General features: G+C 70.2%; 15 protein-coding genes and 1 tRNA gene. 11 read left to right on the top strand and 5 right to left on the bottom strand.

Going from position 1 to position 17,156, the window contains the following annotated elements; genetic code table 11:
* Positions 1–12: 12 nt before the first annotated feature.
* The gene (locus MHY30_RS08090) at positions 13–219 is read right to left on the bottom strand and encodes a cold-shock protein (protein WP_022879538.1); all 207 of its coding nucleotides are present in this window, start codon (positions 217–219) and stop codon (positions 13–15) included.
* 318 nt (positions 220–537) lie between these two features.
* Here MHY30_RS08090 and MHY30_RS15335 point away from each other — a divergent pair, with 318 nt between their 5' ends.
* The 6 genes from MHY30_RS15335 to MHY30_RS08060 all read left to right on the top strand — a co-directional run bounded on the left by MHY30_RS15335 (position 538) and on the right by MHY30_RS08060 (position 6,675).
* A complete protein-coding gene (locus tag MHY30_RS15335; RefSeq protein ID WP_239276359.1) occupies positions 538–1,155 on the top strand; it encodes a GntR family transcriptional regulator in 618 nt (205 codons plus the stop codon).
* 60 nt (positions 1,156–1,215) lie between these two features.
* Positions 1,216–1,644 (top strand): hypothetical protein, encoded by a 429-nt coding sequence (locus tag MHY30_RS08080; RefSeq protein ID WP_239276358.1) that lies wholly within the window; start codon positions 1,216–1,218, stop codon positions 1,642–1,644.
* 63 nt (positions 1,645–1,707) lie between these two features.
* Positions 1,708–1,989: a metal-sensitive transcriptional regulator gene (locus MHY30_RS08075; protein ID WP_239276357.1), complete on the top strand. Its 282-nt coding sequence runs from the start codon at positions 1,708–1,710 to the stop codon at positions 1,987–1,989.
* A 17-nt stretch (positions 1,990–2,006) separates the two neighbouring features.
* Positions 2,007–2,315 carry a heavy-metal-associated domain-containing protein gene (locus MHY30_RS08070; RefSeq protein ID WP_239276356.1) on the top strand — a complete coding sequence of 103 codons (309 nt, stop codon included), beginning with the start codon at positions 2,007–2,009 and terminating at the stop codon, positions 2,313–2,315.
* The gene (locus MHY30_RS08065) at positions 2,312–4,525 is read left to right on the top strand and encodes a cation-translocating P-type ATPase (RefSeq protein ID WP_239276355.1); all 2,214 of its coding nucleotides are present in this window, start codon (positions 2,312–2,314) and stop codon (positions 4,523–4,525) included. Before MHY30_RS08070 ends, MHY30_RS08065 begins: the two co-directional genes overlap by 4 nt.
* Before the next feature lie 23 nt (positions 4,526–4,548).
* On the top strand, positions 4,549–6,675 hold the full coding sequence (locus MHY30_RS08060; protein ID WP_239276354.1) for a heavy metal translocating P-type ATPase: 2,127 nt from the start codon (positions 4,549–4,551) through the stop codon (positions 6,673–6,675).
* Between the two features lie 398 nt (positions 6,676–7,073).
* On the opposite strand, the gene lanKC is transcribed toward MHY30_RS08060, so the two are convergent.
* From lanKC to MHY30_RS08045, 3 genes are all read right to left on the bottom strand, one after another.
* Positions 7,074–9,764: a class III lanthionine synthetase LanKC gene (lanKC, locus tag MHY30_RS08055; RefSeq protein WP_239276353.1), complete on the bottom strand. Its 2,691-nt coding sequence runs from the start codon at positions 9,762–9,764 to the stop codon at positions 7,074–7,076.
* A gap of 182 nt (positions 9,765–9,946) precedes the next feature.
* Entirely contained in the window at positions 9,947–10,636 is a 690-nt protein-coding gene (locus MHY30_RS15330; protein ID WP_239276352.1) for a response regulator transcription factor, read from the bottom strand.
* Positions 10,629–11,885 (bottom strand): histidine kinase, encoded by a 1,257-nt coding sequence (locus MHY30_RS08045; RefSeq protein WP_239276351.1) that lies wholly within the window; start codon positions 11,883–11,885, stop codon positions 10,629–10,631. Before MHY30_RS08045 ends, MHY30_RS15330 begins: the two co-directional genes overlap by 8 nt.
* 105 nt (positions 11,886–11,990) lie before the next feature.
* Here MHY30_RS08045 and MHY30_RS08040 point away from each other — a divergent pair, with 105 nt between their 5' ends.
* Positions 11,991–12,821, top strand: a complete 831-nt coding sequence (locus MHY30_RS08040; protein WP_239276350.1) for a hypothetical protein — start codon at positions 11,991–11,993, stop codon at positions 12,819–12,821.
* A gap of 164 nt (positions 12,822–12,985) precedes the next feature.
* On the opposite strand, the gene MHY30_RS08035 is transcribed toward MHY30_RS08040, so the two are convergent.
* Positions 12,986–13,069 (bottom strand) — tRNA-Leu (locus tag MHY30_RS08035).
* 153 nt (positions 13,070–13,222) lie between these two features.
* Here MHY30_RS08035 and MHY30_RS08030 point away from each other — a divergent pair.
* From MHY30_RS08030 to MHY30_RS08015, 4 genes are read left to right on the top strand one after another with little or no spacing between them, the layout of a single operon-like run.
* Entirely contained in the window at positions 13,223–13,960 is a 738-nt protein-coding gene (locus MHY30_RS08030; protein WP_239276349.1) for a DUF3662 and FHA domain-containing protein, read from the top strand.
* On the top strand, positions 13,957–14,493 hold the full coding sequence (locus MHY30_RS08025) for an FHA domain-containing protein (protein ID WP_239276348.1): 537 nt from the start codon (positions 13,957–13,959) through the stop codon (positions 14,491–14,493). The genes MHY30_RS08030 and MHY30_RS08025 overlap by 4 nt, the downstream gene beginning before the upstream one ends.
* 9 nt (positions 14,494–14,502) lie before the next feature.
* Positions 14,503–15,741, top strand: coding sequence for a PP2C family serine/threonine-protein phosphatase (locus MHY30_RS08020; RefSeq protein WP_239276347.1), 1,239 nt, complete (start codon positions 14,503–14,505; stop codon positions 15,739–15,741).
* A complete protein-coding gene (locus tag MHY30_RS08015; protein ID WP_239276346.1) occupies positions 15,738–17,138 on the top strand; it encodes an FtsW/RodA/SpoVE family cell cycle protein in 1,401 nt (466 codons plus the stop codon). Before MHY30_RS08020 ends, MHY30_RS08015 begins: the two co-directional genes overlap by 4 nt.
* The last annotated feature ends 18 nt before the right edge of the window (positions 17,139–17,156 follow it).

The following is a 17,156-nucleotide window of genomic DNA, read 5'->3' as shown; positions in this document are numbered from 1 at the left end:
GGGGTGCAGGGCTCAGAGCGGGCGGATGTTCTCCGCCTGCAGGCCCTTCGGGCCCTGCGCGATGTCGAACTCGACGCGCTGGTTCTCCTCGAGGGAGCGGTAGCCGCCGGACTGGATCGCGCTGTAGTGGGCGAAGACGTCCTGCCCGCCCTCATCCGGCGCGATGAAGCCGAACCCCTTCTCCGAGTTGAACCACTTGACCGTGCCCTGCGTGCTCATGGACGTGCCGTTTTCCCTTGCGCCGGCGCCGAGCGCGCCGGTCAGTGCCCACGCTAACGCGTGGCCCCGCGGGCGCGCATCGGCTCGTGACAGAAACGTTGCACGACAGCCGTGTGGAGGAAGCGTCCTGAAGCCCATACGACGCCCGGGCTGAGCTGATGCTCGAAGCCCGGGCGTCGACGGATCCCCCCGGATATGTCACGCGAGGCGTGACGGCGATCACTTTACAGCCGCGACCACGCCCAGCGCGACACGAAAGCGGAGATTTCTTCGCGGATTACGCAGATGTGTGATATCCGGACGTCATAGAATCCGCGTGTGGACGCGCGGCGACAGCCTTCCGCCCTCGTCGACGAGGCGTACGCCGCCCTCGGCGAGGCGATCGTCGACGGGCGGCTGCGGCCCGGCGACCGCCTGCGCGACGTCGAGCTCGCCGCTCACATGGGAATCTCCCGCACGCCCGTGCGCGAGGCTTTGCAGCGCCTCGCCGCGATCCGGCTCGTCGAGATCTCGCCCCACCGTTTCACCCGCGTCACCACCCCCACAGCGCAGGAAATGTCGGACATGCGCGACTACGCGGTGCACATGATCGCGATGACGATGCACCTTGCACTGCCCCGGTGCTCGGACGAGGACATCGCGGAGGGGGTCCGCCTCTTCGGCGACGTGGCCCGCGCCGCACGCGAGAAGTCATCGCCCGCGTACGTCGACGCGGGGTTCGCCTTGCTGGCGCACTTCACTCGCGCGGCTGACAACATCGTCCTCGGCGAGACGCTGAAGCAGACGGAGTTCGTCGTGCGACGCAATCTGCGGGGCTGGATGTGCGCCGGAGAGGGCGATTGCGATGAGTTGTTCGCCTCGCTCGGCGCGGCGATCCGCGACCGCGACACCGCCCGCTCCGCCCATCTCTGGCTCACGATGCACGGGCTCTACTGACGCGCACGCGGCGAGCGCAAGGCATCCCTCTTCTGAATCGAAGCCCGTTACCGTGACGTCATGACCCGCATCGAGCTCCGCGACCTCCGTGACGACGACCGGGATGCCGCCTACGCGGCGCTGCGCGCGAGCGCGTCCACGTGGCCACGCGGGCAGGTGGAGGATCGCACCGCGTTCGACGCCTGGGTGAACGACGATCGCGTCACGGCCCGTGCCATCGTCGATGGCGCGACCGTGGTCGGTCTGGCCGCGACGCTCGACGTCAACGGAGATCGCGAGGCTCTTCTGGCGATTTCGCCCGAGACGCCGCGCGAGGCGGCGACGGAGGCCCTGCGGCTGCTCACGCTGGCCGAGGCCGAGCGCCCCCTGTACGCGTGCGTCGCGGCCGACGACGATCCCGCGCACGAAACCCTCGCGCGACTCGGTTTCGTCGAGCATGCGCGCGACGGGGCCGACATCGTGTACGTGCTGCCGCCGACGCTCGAGTGACGCTCACCGCTTTTTTCCTGCTCTCGGCCCTCCTGCATACCCTAGGGGGGTATGGTATCCAGCATGAACGGGTACGACGGCAACAAGGACGACCTGCAGAAGCGTCTGCGACGCATCGAAGGTCAGGTCCGCGGAATCGCGCGGATGGTCGACGAAGACAAGTACTGCATCGACATCCTCACCCAGGTGTCCGCCGCGACGAAGGCGCTCGAGACGGTCGCGCTGTCGCTCCTGTCCGATCACCTCAGCCACTGCGTCGCCGAGGCCAGCGCGGAGGGCGGCCAGGTCGCCGCCGAGAAGATCCGTGAGGCCAACGACGCCATCGCCCGGCTCGTCCGGTCCTGACCCCCCAAGGAGACACCATGAACGACCGCATCGATCTCGGCCTGCGCGACGCCCGTTCCTCGCTCGGCGACGGCGTGGCATCCCCCTCCCTGCCCGAAGGCGCGGTCCTTCGCGAGGTCGGCGTCAGCGGCATGACGTGCGCCCACTGCGTCCGGAGCGTGACCGAGGAGATCTCGGAGATCCCCGGAGTGCAGGGCGTTTCGGTCGACCTCCGCGTCGGGGGCGTCTCGCGCGTCACGGTCGCCAGCGAGGCCCCTCTCGACTCCGCGCTCGTCCGCAACGCCGTCGAGGAAGCCGGATACTCCGTCGCGGACGACCCGTCATGACGACCACCGACGTCGAGCTCGACATCACCGGGATGACGTGCGCCTCGTGCGCCACCCGGATCGAGCGCAAGCTGAACAAGCTCCCCGGCGTCGAGGCATCCGTCAACTACGCCACCGAGAAGGCCCGCGTCCGCGGCGCCGACCTCGACCCCGCGGACCTCATCGCCGTCGTCGAGGCCGCGGGGTATGCCGCCGCGGTCCCAGCGCCGCCCGCGCCCGACGAGGTCGAGACCGACCCCGAGACCGACGCGCTACGGCGCCGGCTGCTCGTCAGCGCGGCGCTGGCGCTGCCCGTGGCGGTGCTGTCGATGGTCCCGGCGCTGCAGTTCGAGTACTGGCAGTGGCTCGCGCTCACCCTGACCGCCCCGGTCGCGGTGTGGGGCGCGTGGCCGTTCCACCGCGCGGCCGCCGTCAACGCGCGGCACGGGGCCGTCACCATGGACACGCTCATCAGCCTGGGCGTGGTCGCCGCGTTCGGATGGTCGCTGTACGCGCTGTTCTTCGGCGGCGCCGGCGTGCCGGGCATGACGATGAGCTTCACGCTCTTCGGCGCCCCGGCCACGGGGGCTCACGAGATCTACCTCGAGGTCGCCGCACTCGTGACCGTGTTCCTCCTCGCCGGTCGTTACGCGGAGGCGCGGGCGCGGACGGCATCCGCCAGCGCGTTGAAGGCGCTGCTGAACCTCGGCGCGACGTCCGCGACGAAGCTCGAGGACGGCCGCGAGCGGAGTGTCGCCGTGTCGAGCCTCACGATCGGCGACGTCGTGGTCGTGCGCCCCGGCGAGAAGATCCCCTCGGATGGCCTGGTCCTGGAGGGCAGTTCCGCGGTGGATGCCAGCATGCTCACGGGCGAGTCCGTTCCGGTCGAAGTGGGTCCCGGCGCGCGCGTCATCGGCGCCACGCTCAACGTCGGCGGGCGACTCGTCGTCGAGATCTCGCGGGTGGGCGCCGACACAGAGCTCGCGCGCATGGGACGCCTGATCGAGGAGGCGCAGACCGGAAAGGCCCAGGTACAGCGCCTCGCCGATCGGGTCTCGGCGGTCTTCGTCCCCGTGGTGATCCTGCTCGCGATCGCCGCCTTCGTCGGGTGGCTCGTGGCGGGCGGGTCGGTGGAGCTCGCCTTCACAGCCGCGGTCGCCACGCTGATCATCGCGTGCCCCTGCGCCCTGGGACTCGCCACCCCCACCGCGCTCCTGGTCGGGACCGGGCGTGGTTCGCAGCTCGGCATCCTGATCCGCGGACCTCAGGTGCTGGAGCAGACCCGACGGGTCGACACGATCGTGCTCGACAAGACGGGCACGGTAACCACGGGCCGCATGGCGGTGACCGAGGTGCTGCCCGCCGACGGCGTGGACCGCGATGAGCTCCTCACGGTCGCAGCGGCGGTCGAGAGCGGATCCGAGCATCCGGTGGGGCGGGCGATCGCCGCGAACGCGGGGGCGGTCGCCCCCGTCGAGTCGTTCGCCGCGCACGCGGGGTACGGCGTCCAGGGAGTGGTGGACGGCTCTGCGGTCGTCGCCGGTCGACTGTCGTGGCTGCGCGATGAGTGGAGCGTGGGGCTGTCGGCATCCGTCCTCTCCTCGCTCGACGCGCTGGCCGAGCGGGCCACGATCGTTGCCGTCGCGCGCGACGGGGAGTACCTCGGCGCGATCGCCGTCGCCGACACGATCAAGCCGACGAGCGCCGAGGCGGTCGCGCGGTTCCGCCGCCTCGGGCTTCGGCCGGTGCTGCTCACGGGAGACAACGCCGCGACCGCCGCCCGCGTCGCCGCCGAGGTCGGGATCGACGACGTCCGGGCCGAGGTCACGCCCGCGCAGAAGCTCGAGGTCGTGCGCACCCTGCAGGCCGAGGGTCGAGTCGTCGCGATGGTCGGTGACGGCGTCAACGACGCCGCCGCCCTGGCCGCCGCCGACCTCGGCATCGCGATGGGCGGAGGGACGGATGCCGCGATCGCGGCGAGCGACGTCACCGTCGTCTCGGGCGATCTGCTCGTCGTCGCCGACGCCGTCCGGCTCGCCCGCCGCACGCTCGGCACCATCAAGGGCAACCTCTTCTGGGCCTTCGCCTACAACGTCGCCGCGATCCCGATCGCGATGGCGGGCCTGCTCAACCCCGTCGTCGCGGCCGCCGCGATGGCGCTGTCGTCGGTGTTCGTCGTGACCAACAGCCTGCGTCTGCGGCGGTTCCGCCCGGAGCCCGCCGCGCGCTGACATCGATTCGAGAGAGGGATGCCATGACCTCGCACGATCATCACGCTTCTGCTGCTACCGCGCCGGCGGGGCCCGCCGATCACGCGCACGCCGCGCAGGACGCCTCGGCGGCGCACGACCCGCGCGCGGGCCACTCAGGCCACGCGGGCCACTCAGGCCACGCGGGCCACGGCGACCACGTCGCGCGTTTCCGCCGGCTCTTCTGGGTCATGCTCGTCCTCGCGATCCCCGTCGTGGGGTTCTCGGCGATGTTCTCCGACCTCATCGGCTACCGCCTCCCGGATGCCGCGTGGGTGGCGTGGGTGTCGCCGATCCTCGGCACCGTTCTCTACGTGTGGGGCGGTGCGCCGTTCCTCACCGGGGCCGTCTCGGAGATCCGGGGCCGCGCCCCGGGCATGATGCTCCTGATCGCCCTCGCGATCACCGTCGCCTTCCTGGCTTCCTGGGGCGCGAGCCTCGGCCTGCTGCACCACGAGCTCGACTTCTGGTGGGAGCTCGCCCTGCTGGTCGTCATCATGCTGCTCGGGCACTGGATCGAAATGCGATCGCTCGCTCAGACGACCTCGGCCCTGGATTCGCTCGCGGCGCTGCTTCCCGACGAGGCCGAGCGCGTCGAGGGCGATACGACCGTGTCGGTCTCCCCCGCGGAGCTGAGCGTCGGCGACGTCGTCGTTGTGCGGCCGGGCGGCCGAGTCCCGGCCGACGGCCGGATCGTGCAGGGATCCGCCCGCTTCGACGAATCGATGATCACCGGAGAGTCGCGCGCCGTGCACCGCGACGAAGGCGACGCCGTGGTCGCGGGCACCGTGGCCACCGACTCCGGCGTGCGGGTCGAGATCACCGCCGTCGGCGACGACACGGCCCTCGCCGGCATCCAGAAGCTGGTCACCGACGCGCAGGCCTCGACATCGCGCGCGCAGCGACTCGCCGATCGCGCCGCCGCGTGGCTGTTCTGGTTCGCGCTCGGCGCCGCCGTGGTCACGGCAGCGGTCTGGACGCTGGTCGGGATGCCGGACGCCGCCGTCGTACGCACGATCACGGTGCTCGTCATCGCCTGCCCGCACGCCCTGGGCCTCGCGATCCCGCTCGTCGTGTCAATCGCGACCGAACGCGCCGCCCGCGGCGGTGTCCTCGTCAAGGATCGTCTCGCGCTGGAGAGCATGCGCTCCGTCGACACGGTGCTCTTCGACAAGACCGGGACGCTCACTCGCGGGGAGCCCGCCGTGATCGCCGTCGAGGCCGAGCCGGGTACGGACTCCGACACCGTCCTGGCGTGGGCGGCCGCCGCCGAGGCGGACTCCGAGCACCCGCTCGCCCGGGCCATCGTGCGTGCCGCCCGGAGACGCGATCTCGCCGTTCCGGCATCCACCGACTTCTCGTCGTCCCCCGCCGTCGGTGTGCGCGCGATCGTGGACGGACGCGTCGTGCGCGTGGGCGGCCCGGCGCTGCTCGACGAGGAAGGGGCCGACGAGCTCCCCGTCGCAGAGGAATGGCGCCGGGACGGCTCGATCATCCTTCACGTCGTGGTCGACGGGCGGGCGGTCGGCGCGCTGCGCCTGGCCGACGAGATCCGGCCGGAGTCCGTGACGGCGGTGCGCGCGCTGACCGAGCGCGGCATCGAGGTCGTCATGATCACCGGCGACGCCGAACCGGTCGCCGCCGCGGTCGCGCACGAGGTCGGCATCCGCCGGTTCTTCGCCGGGGTGCGTCCCGAGGACAAGGAGTCGACGGTCGCGCAGCTGCAGAGCGAGGGCCGCAGGGTGGCGATGGTCGGTGACGGCGTCAACGACGCTCCCGCCCTCGCCCGGGCGGACGTGGGCCTGGCGATCGGGGCGGGAACCGATGTCGCGATCGCCTCCGCCGGCGTCGTGCTCGCCAGTGACGACCCGCGGTCGGTGCTCTCCGTGATCGAGCTGTCCCGCGCGAGCTACCGCAAGATGCGCCAGAACCTCTGGTGGGCGGCGGGATACAACCTGCTCTCCGTGCCGCTGGCTGCGGGGATCCTGGCCCCGATCGGTTTCGTGCTGCCCATGTCGGTCGGCGCGATCCTCATGTCGCTGTCGACGATTGTCGTCGCCCTGAACGCCCAGCTCCTGCGCCGCCTCGATCTGCGGCCGGACGCGGTGGCGCCGATCGAGAAGACTCGCTGACGCGGGGGCGCAGGTCGGACTCCGTCGTCGCCGTACCCGCGGCGCCGCGTGATCCGATCGGGGGCGTCCATCGTCCTTTCGGATGAGATTCGACCGCGAATGCCCACCGCGCGACATCGGAGCGGGGAGCCGATCGCCGCGAGAACACGCGGGTCTTCGCTGTTCGCGCTCGAGATGTGGGCGGCGATCGATCGCGATCGACCGGGATACCGTCTGGGCACTCGGGTCGTCCGCGGGAGCGTCGATGGTTCGATGCACGCGGTGTCCGTTCGGGTCGGACACCGACGTCGGGCGGGGGCCGCATTGGGGGCGGCCCCCGCCCCCTCTTCTTCTCGCGCACACGGGGGGCGGGCGCGCGGTCCGAAGACCCCGCGCCCGCACCGTTCGCATCCGGCGGCTCAGCAGAGGCCGGTCGACGTGCTGCTGTAGCAGATCGACGTGCTCCAGGAGCTGGCGAAGACCTCGCTGCGCTCGGTCTCACCGCGCTCGAGCGTCTGCAAGGAGAGCAGGTATCCATCCGTGTCACCTCCCCCCGGACCTCGTGCCCCCGAGGGGGCAGCGGCGACCGGGGGGAGGTCGAGGAACGGCAACGACAGGCGTCGACCGTCACGCAGGCTCGCGAGAGTCCACAGGACGCCCGCGGATCCGGTGGCCAGGTCGCACGACAGACGCAGCAGCGCGCGACCCGGATACCCGACACCGACGGGCCGGGGGATGGAGTGCAGCCCGAGGAGACGCTCGTGACGGCCGAGCACGTCGCCCGCGGAGGGCGGCGCCGCGCCACGCGGGTTCACCTTCAGGGCAGCGAGGGCCAGGATCAGTCCGGCCCGGCCCTGAAACAGTCCTGATTCCAGAACGAACTCGGGCTGCGCGGCCAGGGTGAGGGCCTCGAGGTGCGAAGCCAACGCGGACGAAGGATGCCGGGCGACCAACGCCGCGAGCGCGGAGGCCACCCCGGCCGAGCCCGAGCCGAGGTAGGGCAGGAGCCGCCACCCCTCGTTCATCTGCAGCGAACCGTCCGGCGTCGGCACGCAGCGCGCCAGATCGGCGGCGATCGACGCCTCGGCGAGATCGAGAAGCGCTCGGTCGCCCTGGAGGTCGAAGAGAGTGAGGGCCAGGAGGGCGGCCCCGCTCGGGCCGCGCAGCAGTCCTCCCGCGCCTGTGGCCACGGGCCCCGAGGCGGTGACCGTCCACCCCCGCGCACGATCGGCGAGATCGTCGAAGATCCGGCGCGCCTCACCGACGAGCTCCGGATGCCGACCCGCCAGGCGAAGCGCCCCCAGGGCGGTGCCCGCGGGACCGCCGTACACCCCGGCGGCGTCGGCCCGCGCCGGGGCGTCCAGGCATCGTGCGAGCGCCTCGTCGGCGAGTTCGGGTCGGCCGAGCGTCTCCCAGGCTGCCGCAGCGCCGGCGAGCCCGTCGAAGAGCCCCGAGCGCGGCGCAGCCGCGTGCACGGCGTCGGCGCACCACCGTTCGAGTTCCTCCGGCACGCCCCCGGTCGCCGCGTGGAGAGCGAGAAGCGTTCCGAGCGCGCCGTGCGCGACCGCGTAGGCGGGCTCGTCGAATTGCGCGGGGTCGCCGGGCCACAGTCGGTCGGTGCGCTCCGGAGTGGCGTCGGCGAGGAGATGCCGGACGAGCGCGTCGATTCTCTGCTCACGCGGCTCGTCGTCCGCCGGTCGCGCCGGACGGGCGGTTTCGGCGAAGCGCAGGTTTCGGCGATCGAGGTCCGAGAGGACGAATCGTTCGGTCACCCACTGCTGCAGTCGTGACTCCACGTCCGGATGCAGGTCGAGCAGCGGAGCGAGGGGCGCGAAGAGGAACATCAGGAGGCGTCGCAGCGCGAACAGATCGGCCGCCGTGCCCGCGCGCGCGGCGGGGTCGGCGAAGTCGGGCGCGACGAATCCCGGCGCGCCGATGGCGACGGGGGCGTTCTCGGGTGCGGGTCGTGCCATCTCGAAGTCGATGAGGGTGACCGCGCCGGTGTCGTCGACCAGGAAGTTCCCCGGATGAACGTCGCCGTGGGCGAATCCACCGGCGTGCACCTGCTCGACGATGCGTACGAGCCGTTGTGCGAGACCCAGCGCCCATTCCCGATAGTCGGCGACCGCCGCCGCATCCGCACCGGCCGAGACGAGGGGATGCCGCGCGACCACCGCCTGGTGCAGCGGAACGCCCCGCGCGCGTTCGAGCACGAGGTAGCGGTGACCCAGCGCCGAAAAGTCCCGAAGCAGCGCGACGATGCCCGGGTCCCTGAGACGCCGGAGGGTGGCGGCCTCGCGCTCCGCGCGCGCCACCGCGTCGAGTCCGTCGGCGGTCACTCCCGCGTGCGGCCGTGCCTCCTTCAGCACGACCTCACGACCGTCGTCTTCGGCGATGTAGACACCACCGGCGTTGGAGTGGTGCAGCACCCCCGTGACGCGCGGGAAGCCCTCGGGAGGGCGCACCTCGCCGAGCTGCTCCACCAGCGGAAGGAGGAACGGGGGGATGTCGACCCACTCCGGCGGTGCGAATCCGGGCCGGCGCACATCGGCGACGAGATGACCCTCGGGGTGACGGATCGCCGGCGTCGGGATGCCGTCGATCTCGACGAACATGCGGTGGAAGCCGCCGAACCGGACGAAGACCGGCCCCTCGCTCCACCGCAGATCGGACAGGATGTGCGGACCGCGGTAGTCGGCGGTCACCCGGCCCAGCTCCGTCAGCGTGCGGTGCAGCGCGCTCGTCGGCGGGTAGATCGTGACGAACTTCCCGGACCCCTCCCGGCTGGCATCCTTCCCGTTGGAGGCGGCGAGAACGCTCGCGCGAGAGAGGTGCTTGAACGGGAGTCCCTCTCGGACGCAGTAACGGGACACGACCCGCAGCAGGGGTTCAGCGTCGTCGTGGGTGACGCTGAGATGGACCTTCCAGCCCTGCTCGGGGAGCGATGCGCCCTCGGACTCGTAGTAGGTCCAGATGCCGTCATCGGCGCGACGCCAGGATGCCGGGACGTCCACGGAGAAGGACACGTCGCCTACGGGCGCGGGACCACGGCCGGGGTGCTCGTAGAAGTGCCGGTCCGCGCGTGCGAACACCGGGTAGATCGCGTCCATGCCCCCGCCCACCGCCGTCGTCGCGCCGTCGGGTCGCGGCGCGAGGCCATGGTGTGCGGGAGGCGCGGCTCGGCCGGACGGAGGACGCGCACGCTCACGAACGACGAAACGCCGCGATTCAGCCGATCAACCGGCCGTTCTTTGCTCGCGGCCGATCCATGCGACGAGGGAAAGGATCAGGCTCAGATTCGTCCATTCGGATGAGACGCGAGCTCGGCGCGCACGCGCACGCCCCACAGCGCGAGCTGCGTCCGGTCGGCAGCACCCACCTTGCGCATGGACGACTGGATGTGGCTGCGAACCGTGTTCACGGACACAACGAGCGCGTCCGCGAGCTGCTCGTTCGAGGTGATGCCGTCGCTGAGGAAATGCACGACGCGGGCCTCGGCGGGACTGAGGGATGCCACCTTCGCGCGGTCGTCGTCGGACAGGCGACGTTGCGCGATATCGGTGAGCACCGACCGCGTCACGCGGGAGGACATGAGCGCGTCGCCGCGGTGCGCGGCGCGGATCGCCTCGACGAGCTGGGAGCTGTCGTGGGTCTTCAGAAGGTATCCGGACGCTCCGTTCCCCAGGGCGCTCATGACCAGCTGATCCTCACCATGACTGGTGAGGGCGATGACGCGCGTCGCTCCGCCAGACTCCCCGACGACGGCGCGCGTGGCGTCGATGCCGTTCATCTCCGGCATCTCGAGATCCATCAACACGACGTCGGCGTGCTCCGCGAGCGCGCCTCGGACGGCGTCCCTCCCGGTCGCGGCCTCGCCGACGACGGTGATGCCGTCCGCGTGCTCCAACCGCAGTCGGACGCCGCGTCGGAACGGACGGTTGTCGTCGGCGATGAGCACCCGGATGGGATCACTGTCAGTCACGTACGGCCTCCGTCGTCCTCGGGAGCGGGATGTCCACCCCCACTCGCCATCCGTCTGCGTCGTCGGAGGCGGCGTGGAGCGCTCCGTCGACGAGGGCGAGCCTCTGGCGCAGGTTATCCAACCCCCAGCCCAGTCCGAGACCACTCTCGGAGTCACGCGCACGGCGCGAAGCACCGTTCTCGACGGTCGCATGCACGCGTCCCGGATCGATCGCGAGGTGCACGCGGACGGGAGCGCCCGGGGCATGCTTGGCGGCGTTCGAGAGCGCCTCCTGGATCGCGCGGTACGCGGTCGTCGAGACCACGGCCGGCGGGAGCTCGGCATCCCCTTCGGTCGTCGCGACGACATCCATGCCGCGCTCCCGCCAGAAGGAGAGGAGTTCGTCGAGGTTGCGCAGGTCGGGCGTCGGCGCGTGCGCCGTGGCTTCGACCGCGCGGAGGTCACCGAGGGCGCCGTAGAGGCTGGCCGCGGCATACCGCCCCTCGGCGCGGACCTCGTCGATGAGCTGGAGCGCCTGCTGAGGGTGCGCGGGCGCGAGATCGGTGGACGCGTCGCACAGCGAGACCAGTCCGGCCAGATGCTGACCGGCGACGTCGTGCAGCTCCTGCGCGATCCGGCCGCGTTCGGCCGTGCGCGACGCCTCGATCGCTTCCGCCTGTTGCGCCTGCAGGTCCAGCGCGTGCTGCCGCGCCCGCTCCGTGCGTCGTTCGAGCGCCGCCCACAGCAGACCGAGCGCGACACCGGCGAAGGACAGGGATGCCAGCGACACGCCCTCGGTCAGGAGGAAGCCGATGATCGCTCCGGGCGGGACGCCGAGACCGGCCGCCCACGCCCCCAGGGACGCCCACCCGGCGCCGACCCCGACGGCCGCCCATGTCGCGGCGACCGGAATCGTGTGCGCGCTCCCCACGGCGAACATCGCGATCGCGACGACGAGCTGCATGGGCGTCGCCCACGTCGGCACGCCCAGGACGACGGCGACCGCGAGGTAGCAGCCGAGCGCACCGAGCATCGCGAACACCGGCCGTGGTGCCAGGGCGGAGACGCAGACCGCCTGCGCGAGACAGATCAGCGCCACGAGCGCGATGACCACCTGGGGTGACAGGCTGTGCGCCCACTCCCCCGTGCCGCTCGTGACGGCCAGCACGGGATCGCTGCACACCTGCACCACGGTGGCGAAGAAGACGACCACGGCGAACAGCGGCGAGCGCATGATCGTGACGACGCTCGGGCGGGCGACCTTGTCCATCTGACCTTCCTACCGTGGAAGGCCGGAACCGCGCGTATCCCGATCAAGATGGTTGGCGGCAGGCTCTGCGCGAAACCACCCGACGAATAGAAGGCAAGGCGTTCTATGAACACCCCCCTCCTCACTTCCATCAACTGGCCTGATCTGTCCGCCGAGCAGGCAGCGTCCGTTGAAGCGGCAATGGTCGTGCTATCTCGCGACAAAGACTTCGTCGGGGCTTCAGCGCGTGTGCTGTCGTCTCGGTCCGGCTTCGTCATCCGCCTGACATGCGTCGACGGCATGCATACGCTCATCAAGGTCTCCCCCACTGGTGAAACTCGGGAGGTGGCGACCGAGTTCGCCTCGCTCAACAGGCTCGGCCGTCGGTACACGCAGCGTGTGAAGGCATTCGTCTACACCGATCTGAACGCCGTGCTCGCGCTGGAGTGGCAGAACGGACCCAGCCTCAATAGCCGATGGGCCGACGCCGACGCCACAGACGTTGGCCGCCGAGACGATCTGAGGCTCATTGCGCTCGAGCTCGACAGGCTGCACGCACGCGGCCTCGTGCACGGGGACCTGCAGCCGACCCACATTCGCTTCGCGGAAGAGGGGCCGACTCTCATCGACTTTGGCGTCTCCGGCGCCCCCGCCACCCCCTTCGGTGGCGGGCTCGTGCATTACATCGCCCCCGAGTACGCGACCGATATCGTGCACGGGCGTACGCCCGAGCGAACCTTCGAAGGCGACTGGTACGCACTTCTCGCCAGCGCCTATGCGGCGATAACGGGTACCGCACCAGTGGTGTACCCCGACGAAGCTGATCGGGACGTCCGCCTCGCGGCGATCGCTGAGCGCAAGTTCGACTTCAGTGGGTCGCAGGACACACTTGCTCTCGAGCTCGGCGCTGCCTTGGAAGGTGAAGCGAGCAAGCGGCGTAGTTGGTTCCTGGAATGACCGCGGCCGCCGTCACGGTCGGCGTCAACGCGTTCACCCCAAATGGCAGTTGCGCGCACGGCGAGGACAGAAACGACGAAGCCGGTCAGGATTTTCGGTCCTGACCGGCTTCGTGTGTTGTCTCTTGAAGAACGGGCCTGAGAAAAGATCAAGACCGCCATCTGTGCGCGAGGGGGGACTTGAACCCCCACGCCCTTGCGGGCACTGGCACCTGAAGCCAGCGCGTCTACCTATTCCGCCACTCGCGCGAGTCATGGCATCCAAGGATGCCGCGCACTCAACTTCCCGAGAATATCACGCCCGCGGTTGCCCCACGAACCGTGTTCGGGCCGCGCTTCCATGACCTGTCCAGGCGTGCTGACTACGATGTGGCTACTGGTCTGCCTGCCTGAAGGAGTCTCGTGGGACTACTCGACAGTTTCGAGAAGGGTCTCGAACGCGCCGTCAACGGTGCGTTCGCGAAGACCTTCCGCAGTGGCATCCAGCCGGTGGAGATCGCCTCGGCGCTGCGGAGTGAGCTCGACAAGAAGGCCGTCGTGGTCACGCGCGACCGCATCCTGGCGCCCAACTCGTTCGCGGTGCGCCTGTCACCGTCCGACGACGAGAAGATGAGCGCGCTCGGTTCGACCCTCGTGTCCGAGCTCGACACGCTCGTGAAGAAGCACGCTCGCACGCAGGGGTACTCCTTCGCAGGACCGGTCACGATCTCGATCGAATGCGACGCGTCCCTGTCGACGGGCACCCTGCGCGTGGACTCGCAGACCAGCGAGGGTCAGGTGTCGTGGCGCGGAGTCGTCGACATCAACGGCACACGGCATCCCCTCACGAAAGCGCGGACGGTGATCGGTCGCGGCAGCGACGCCGACATCACGATCCCCGACGCCGGAACCAGCCGCAAGCACGTCGAGATCCTGTGGGACGGCGAGCGCGCGATGGTCCGCGACCTCGGCTCGACGAACGGCACGACACTCAACGGCCGCAAGGTCTCCGAGGCTGCGCTGCCGCCCGATTCGACCATTTCCATCGGACGCACCGATATCGTCTTCCGTGTCGTCGCTCAGGCGCAGGCTCCGCGGCGTGCCGCGCCGTCCGACGCGACACAGCTTTTCGACGCTCAGAAGCGGGGGACCCGGTCATGAGTCCACTGACTCTTCTTCTTCTGCAGGGCGGGTTCCTCGTGCTGCTGTGGTTCTTCGTGTTCGGTGTCGTGTATTCGCTGCGCGCCGACCTCTTCGGCGTGAAGGTGCGGAAGCTCCCCGAGCCCTCGGCATCCGCTCCCGCTGCCGCGGCACCCACGGCGTCGCCCAACGCGGTGACGACGCAGGTCAAGCGCCCCGCCCCGCCCACGCCGTCTCCGGCGGGGGGTCTGGCCACGACCGCGTCCGTGTCGCGCATCGTCATCACGAGCGGACCGAAGGCGGGCCTGGAGCTTCCCCTCGGCACTGAGCCGTTGACGATCGGCCGCTCGAGCGAATCGGGTCTGGTCATCCGCGACGACTACACCTCCAGCCACCACGCCCGCCTCGTGCTGTGGGGCGACCAGTGGATGCTGCAAGACCTCGATTCCACGAACGGCACGTCGCACGACGGGGTGCGGGTGGCATCCCCGGTCCAGGTGAAGGTCGGGGCGCCCATCAAGGTGGGCGCGACCACCTTCGAGTTGCGGAAGTAACCCCTCTCCATGGTCTTCCAGGGCTCGAGCGCGGCCATCTCCCACACGGGAAAGGTGCGCTCCAACAACCAGGATTCCGGCTACGCCGGGTCCAACCTCTTCGTGGTCGCCGACGGTATGGGCGGTCACGCCGGAGGTGACGTCGCCTCGAGCCTGGCGATCTCACGCCTCACCGAACTCGACCAGCCCTTCACCAGCACCTCGGCGGCCGAACACGCGCTGCGCGACGCCCTCGCCGACACCGCGGCCGAGCTCATCGACACCGTGGCGCAGCGCCCCGAGCTCGCCGGCATGGGCACGACCGTCAGTGCCGTGATCATGGTCGACGAGTATGCCGTCATCGGCCACATCGGCGACTCGCGCGTCTACCTGTACCGCGACGACACCCTGACCCAGATCACGACCGACCACACCTTCGTGCAGCGTCTGGTCGACTCGGGCCGGATCACCCCCGAAGAAGCCCGGTACCACCCCCGGCGCTCCGTGCTCATGCGCGTCCTTGGCGACATGGACCCCGACCCCGAAGTCGACACGTTCATCATGCCGACGCAGGACGGCGACCGCTGGCTGCTCTGCTCGGACGGCCTCTCCGGGGTCGTCGACGACGCGCACACCACCAAGGCCCTCGCGCTCGGGATGCCTCCCGCCCGCACCGCGGATGCGCTGCTGAAGCAAGCGCTCGACGGGGGTGCGCCCGACAACGTCACGGTCGTCATCGTCGACGTGGGCGGTCAGCACCCGGTGTTCATCGGCACGCCGACGATCGTCGGATCGGCCTCGAACCCGACCGGTGTCGTCGTCCCCGCCGCGCGCCCCACGCGATCGTCGTGGCTGCACACCGCCCGCCAGGCGGCCAACGAGCCGACGCATTTCGAACCCGCCGCGGAGTTCCTGGAAGAGCTCATCGAAGAAGACCGTCGGCGCGCCCGACGTCGACGTCTGGGCTGGCTCGCCGCACTCATCCTCGTGCTCGCGGCGATCGGCGCCGGCCTGTTCGCCGGCTACACCTGGACGCAGACCCGGTACTACGTCGGGGCCGACGACGACTCGGTCGTCATCTACCGCGGCATCCAGCAGTCCCTCGGCCCGCTGACGCTGTCGTCGGTGTACGAGGACACCGACATCGTGCTCGCCGACCTGTCGGACTTCGATCGACAGACCGTCGAGGCCACCATCACGGCCCGCTCGCTCACGGATGCCGAACTGATCGTGGATCGTCTGCGTCCCACCCCGGAGGCCACCGGATGACCGATCAGAAGCTGACCCGATCCGACGCGGTCTCCACCGACACGGCGGTGATGCGTGCGCTGAAGAAGATCCGCGTGCCCGCGACGCAGCGCAACCGCGAGCTCGGCCTGCTGCTGTTCGCGATCGCCGTCTACGGCTCGGCGATCGTGCTCGTGCAGCTCGGCGTCAACGGCGTCGTGGAGCCCGGCTACCTCGCGCTCGCGAGCGTCCCGGCGGTCCTCGCCCTCGTGATGCACGTCGTGCTCCGGCTGCGCGCCCGCGACGCGGACCCGTTCGTGCTCCCCATCGCCACGGTGCTCACCGGCCTGGGCATTGCGATGATCTACCGCATCGACCTCGCGGTGGGTCTGCAGGGCTGGGAAGCCACCTCCATCCGCCAGATCGCGTGGGCGGCGATCGCTCTGGTCGCGGCGTTGGCCGTGGTGATCTTCGTCCGCAACTACCGCGTGCTGTTCCGCTACACGTACCTGTCGGGTCTCGTCGGCATCCTGCTGCTCCTGCTGCCGTTCGTCCCCGGACTCGGCACCGAGCAGAACGCCGACGTGTGGGTGTCCCTCGGCTTCGTCTCGTTCCAGCCGGGCGAGCTGGCGAAGATCTGTCTGGCGATCTTCTTCGCCGGCTACCTCGTGCGCACGCGCGAGAGCCTGACCTCCACGGGCACCCGCTTCCTGTTCATGACGTGGCCCCGCGCACGCGAGCTCGGTCCGGTGCTGATCATCTGGCTCGTCTCGCTCGGCATCATCGTGCTGCAGCGCGACCTCGGGACGGGTTTGCTGATCTTCGGCATGTTCGTCGCGATGCTGTACGTCGCCACGGGAAAGACCAGCTGGGTGCTCATCGGCCTCGTCCTGGTCGCGACCGGGGCGTTCCTGGCATCCCGTGTCCTGCCGTACGTCAACGGCCGCTTCACCAACTGGCTCGACGCCTTCAACCCGGCCGTCATCGACGCCGACGGCGGCAGCTACCAGCTCACGCAGGGGATCTTCGGCCTCGCGCACGGCGGGCTGTTCGGCACGGGCCTCGGGCAGGGTCGTCCCTACATCACCCCGCTGTCGCAGAGCGACTACATCGTCCCGAGCCTCGGCGAAGAGCTGGGCCTCGTGGGCCTGTTCGCGATCCTCGCGCTGTACATGGTGTTCACCAGCCGTGGCATCCGCATCGGCCTGGCCGGTCAGGACGACTTCGGGAAGCTCCTCGCGACCGGGTTCTCGTTCACCATCGCGCTGCAGGTGTTCATCATGGTCGGCGGCGTGACCCGCGTCATCCCCCTCACCGGACTGACCACACCGTTCCTCGCGGCCGGTGGATCCTCGCTCGTGGCGAACTGGATCATCGTCGCCTTCCTCCTGCGCATCTCGGATGCCGTGCGCAGCCGCCCCCGGGTGGTGATCGGCTGATGCCCACCACCGCATCCA

Source organism: Microbacterium sp. ACRRU (genome assembly GCF_022346945.1).
Taxonomy (GTDB): Bacteria; Actinomycetota; Actinomycetes; order Actinomycetales; family Microbacteriaceae; genus Microbacterium; species Microbacterium mcarthurae.
This window is presented reverse-complemented; position numbering and strand designations above follow the sequence as displayed.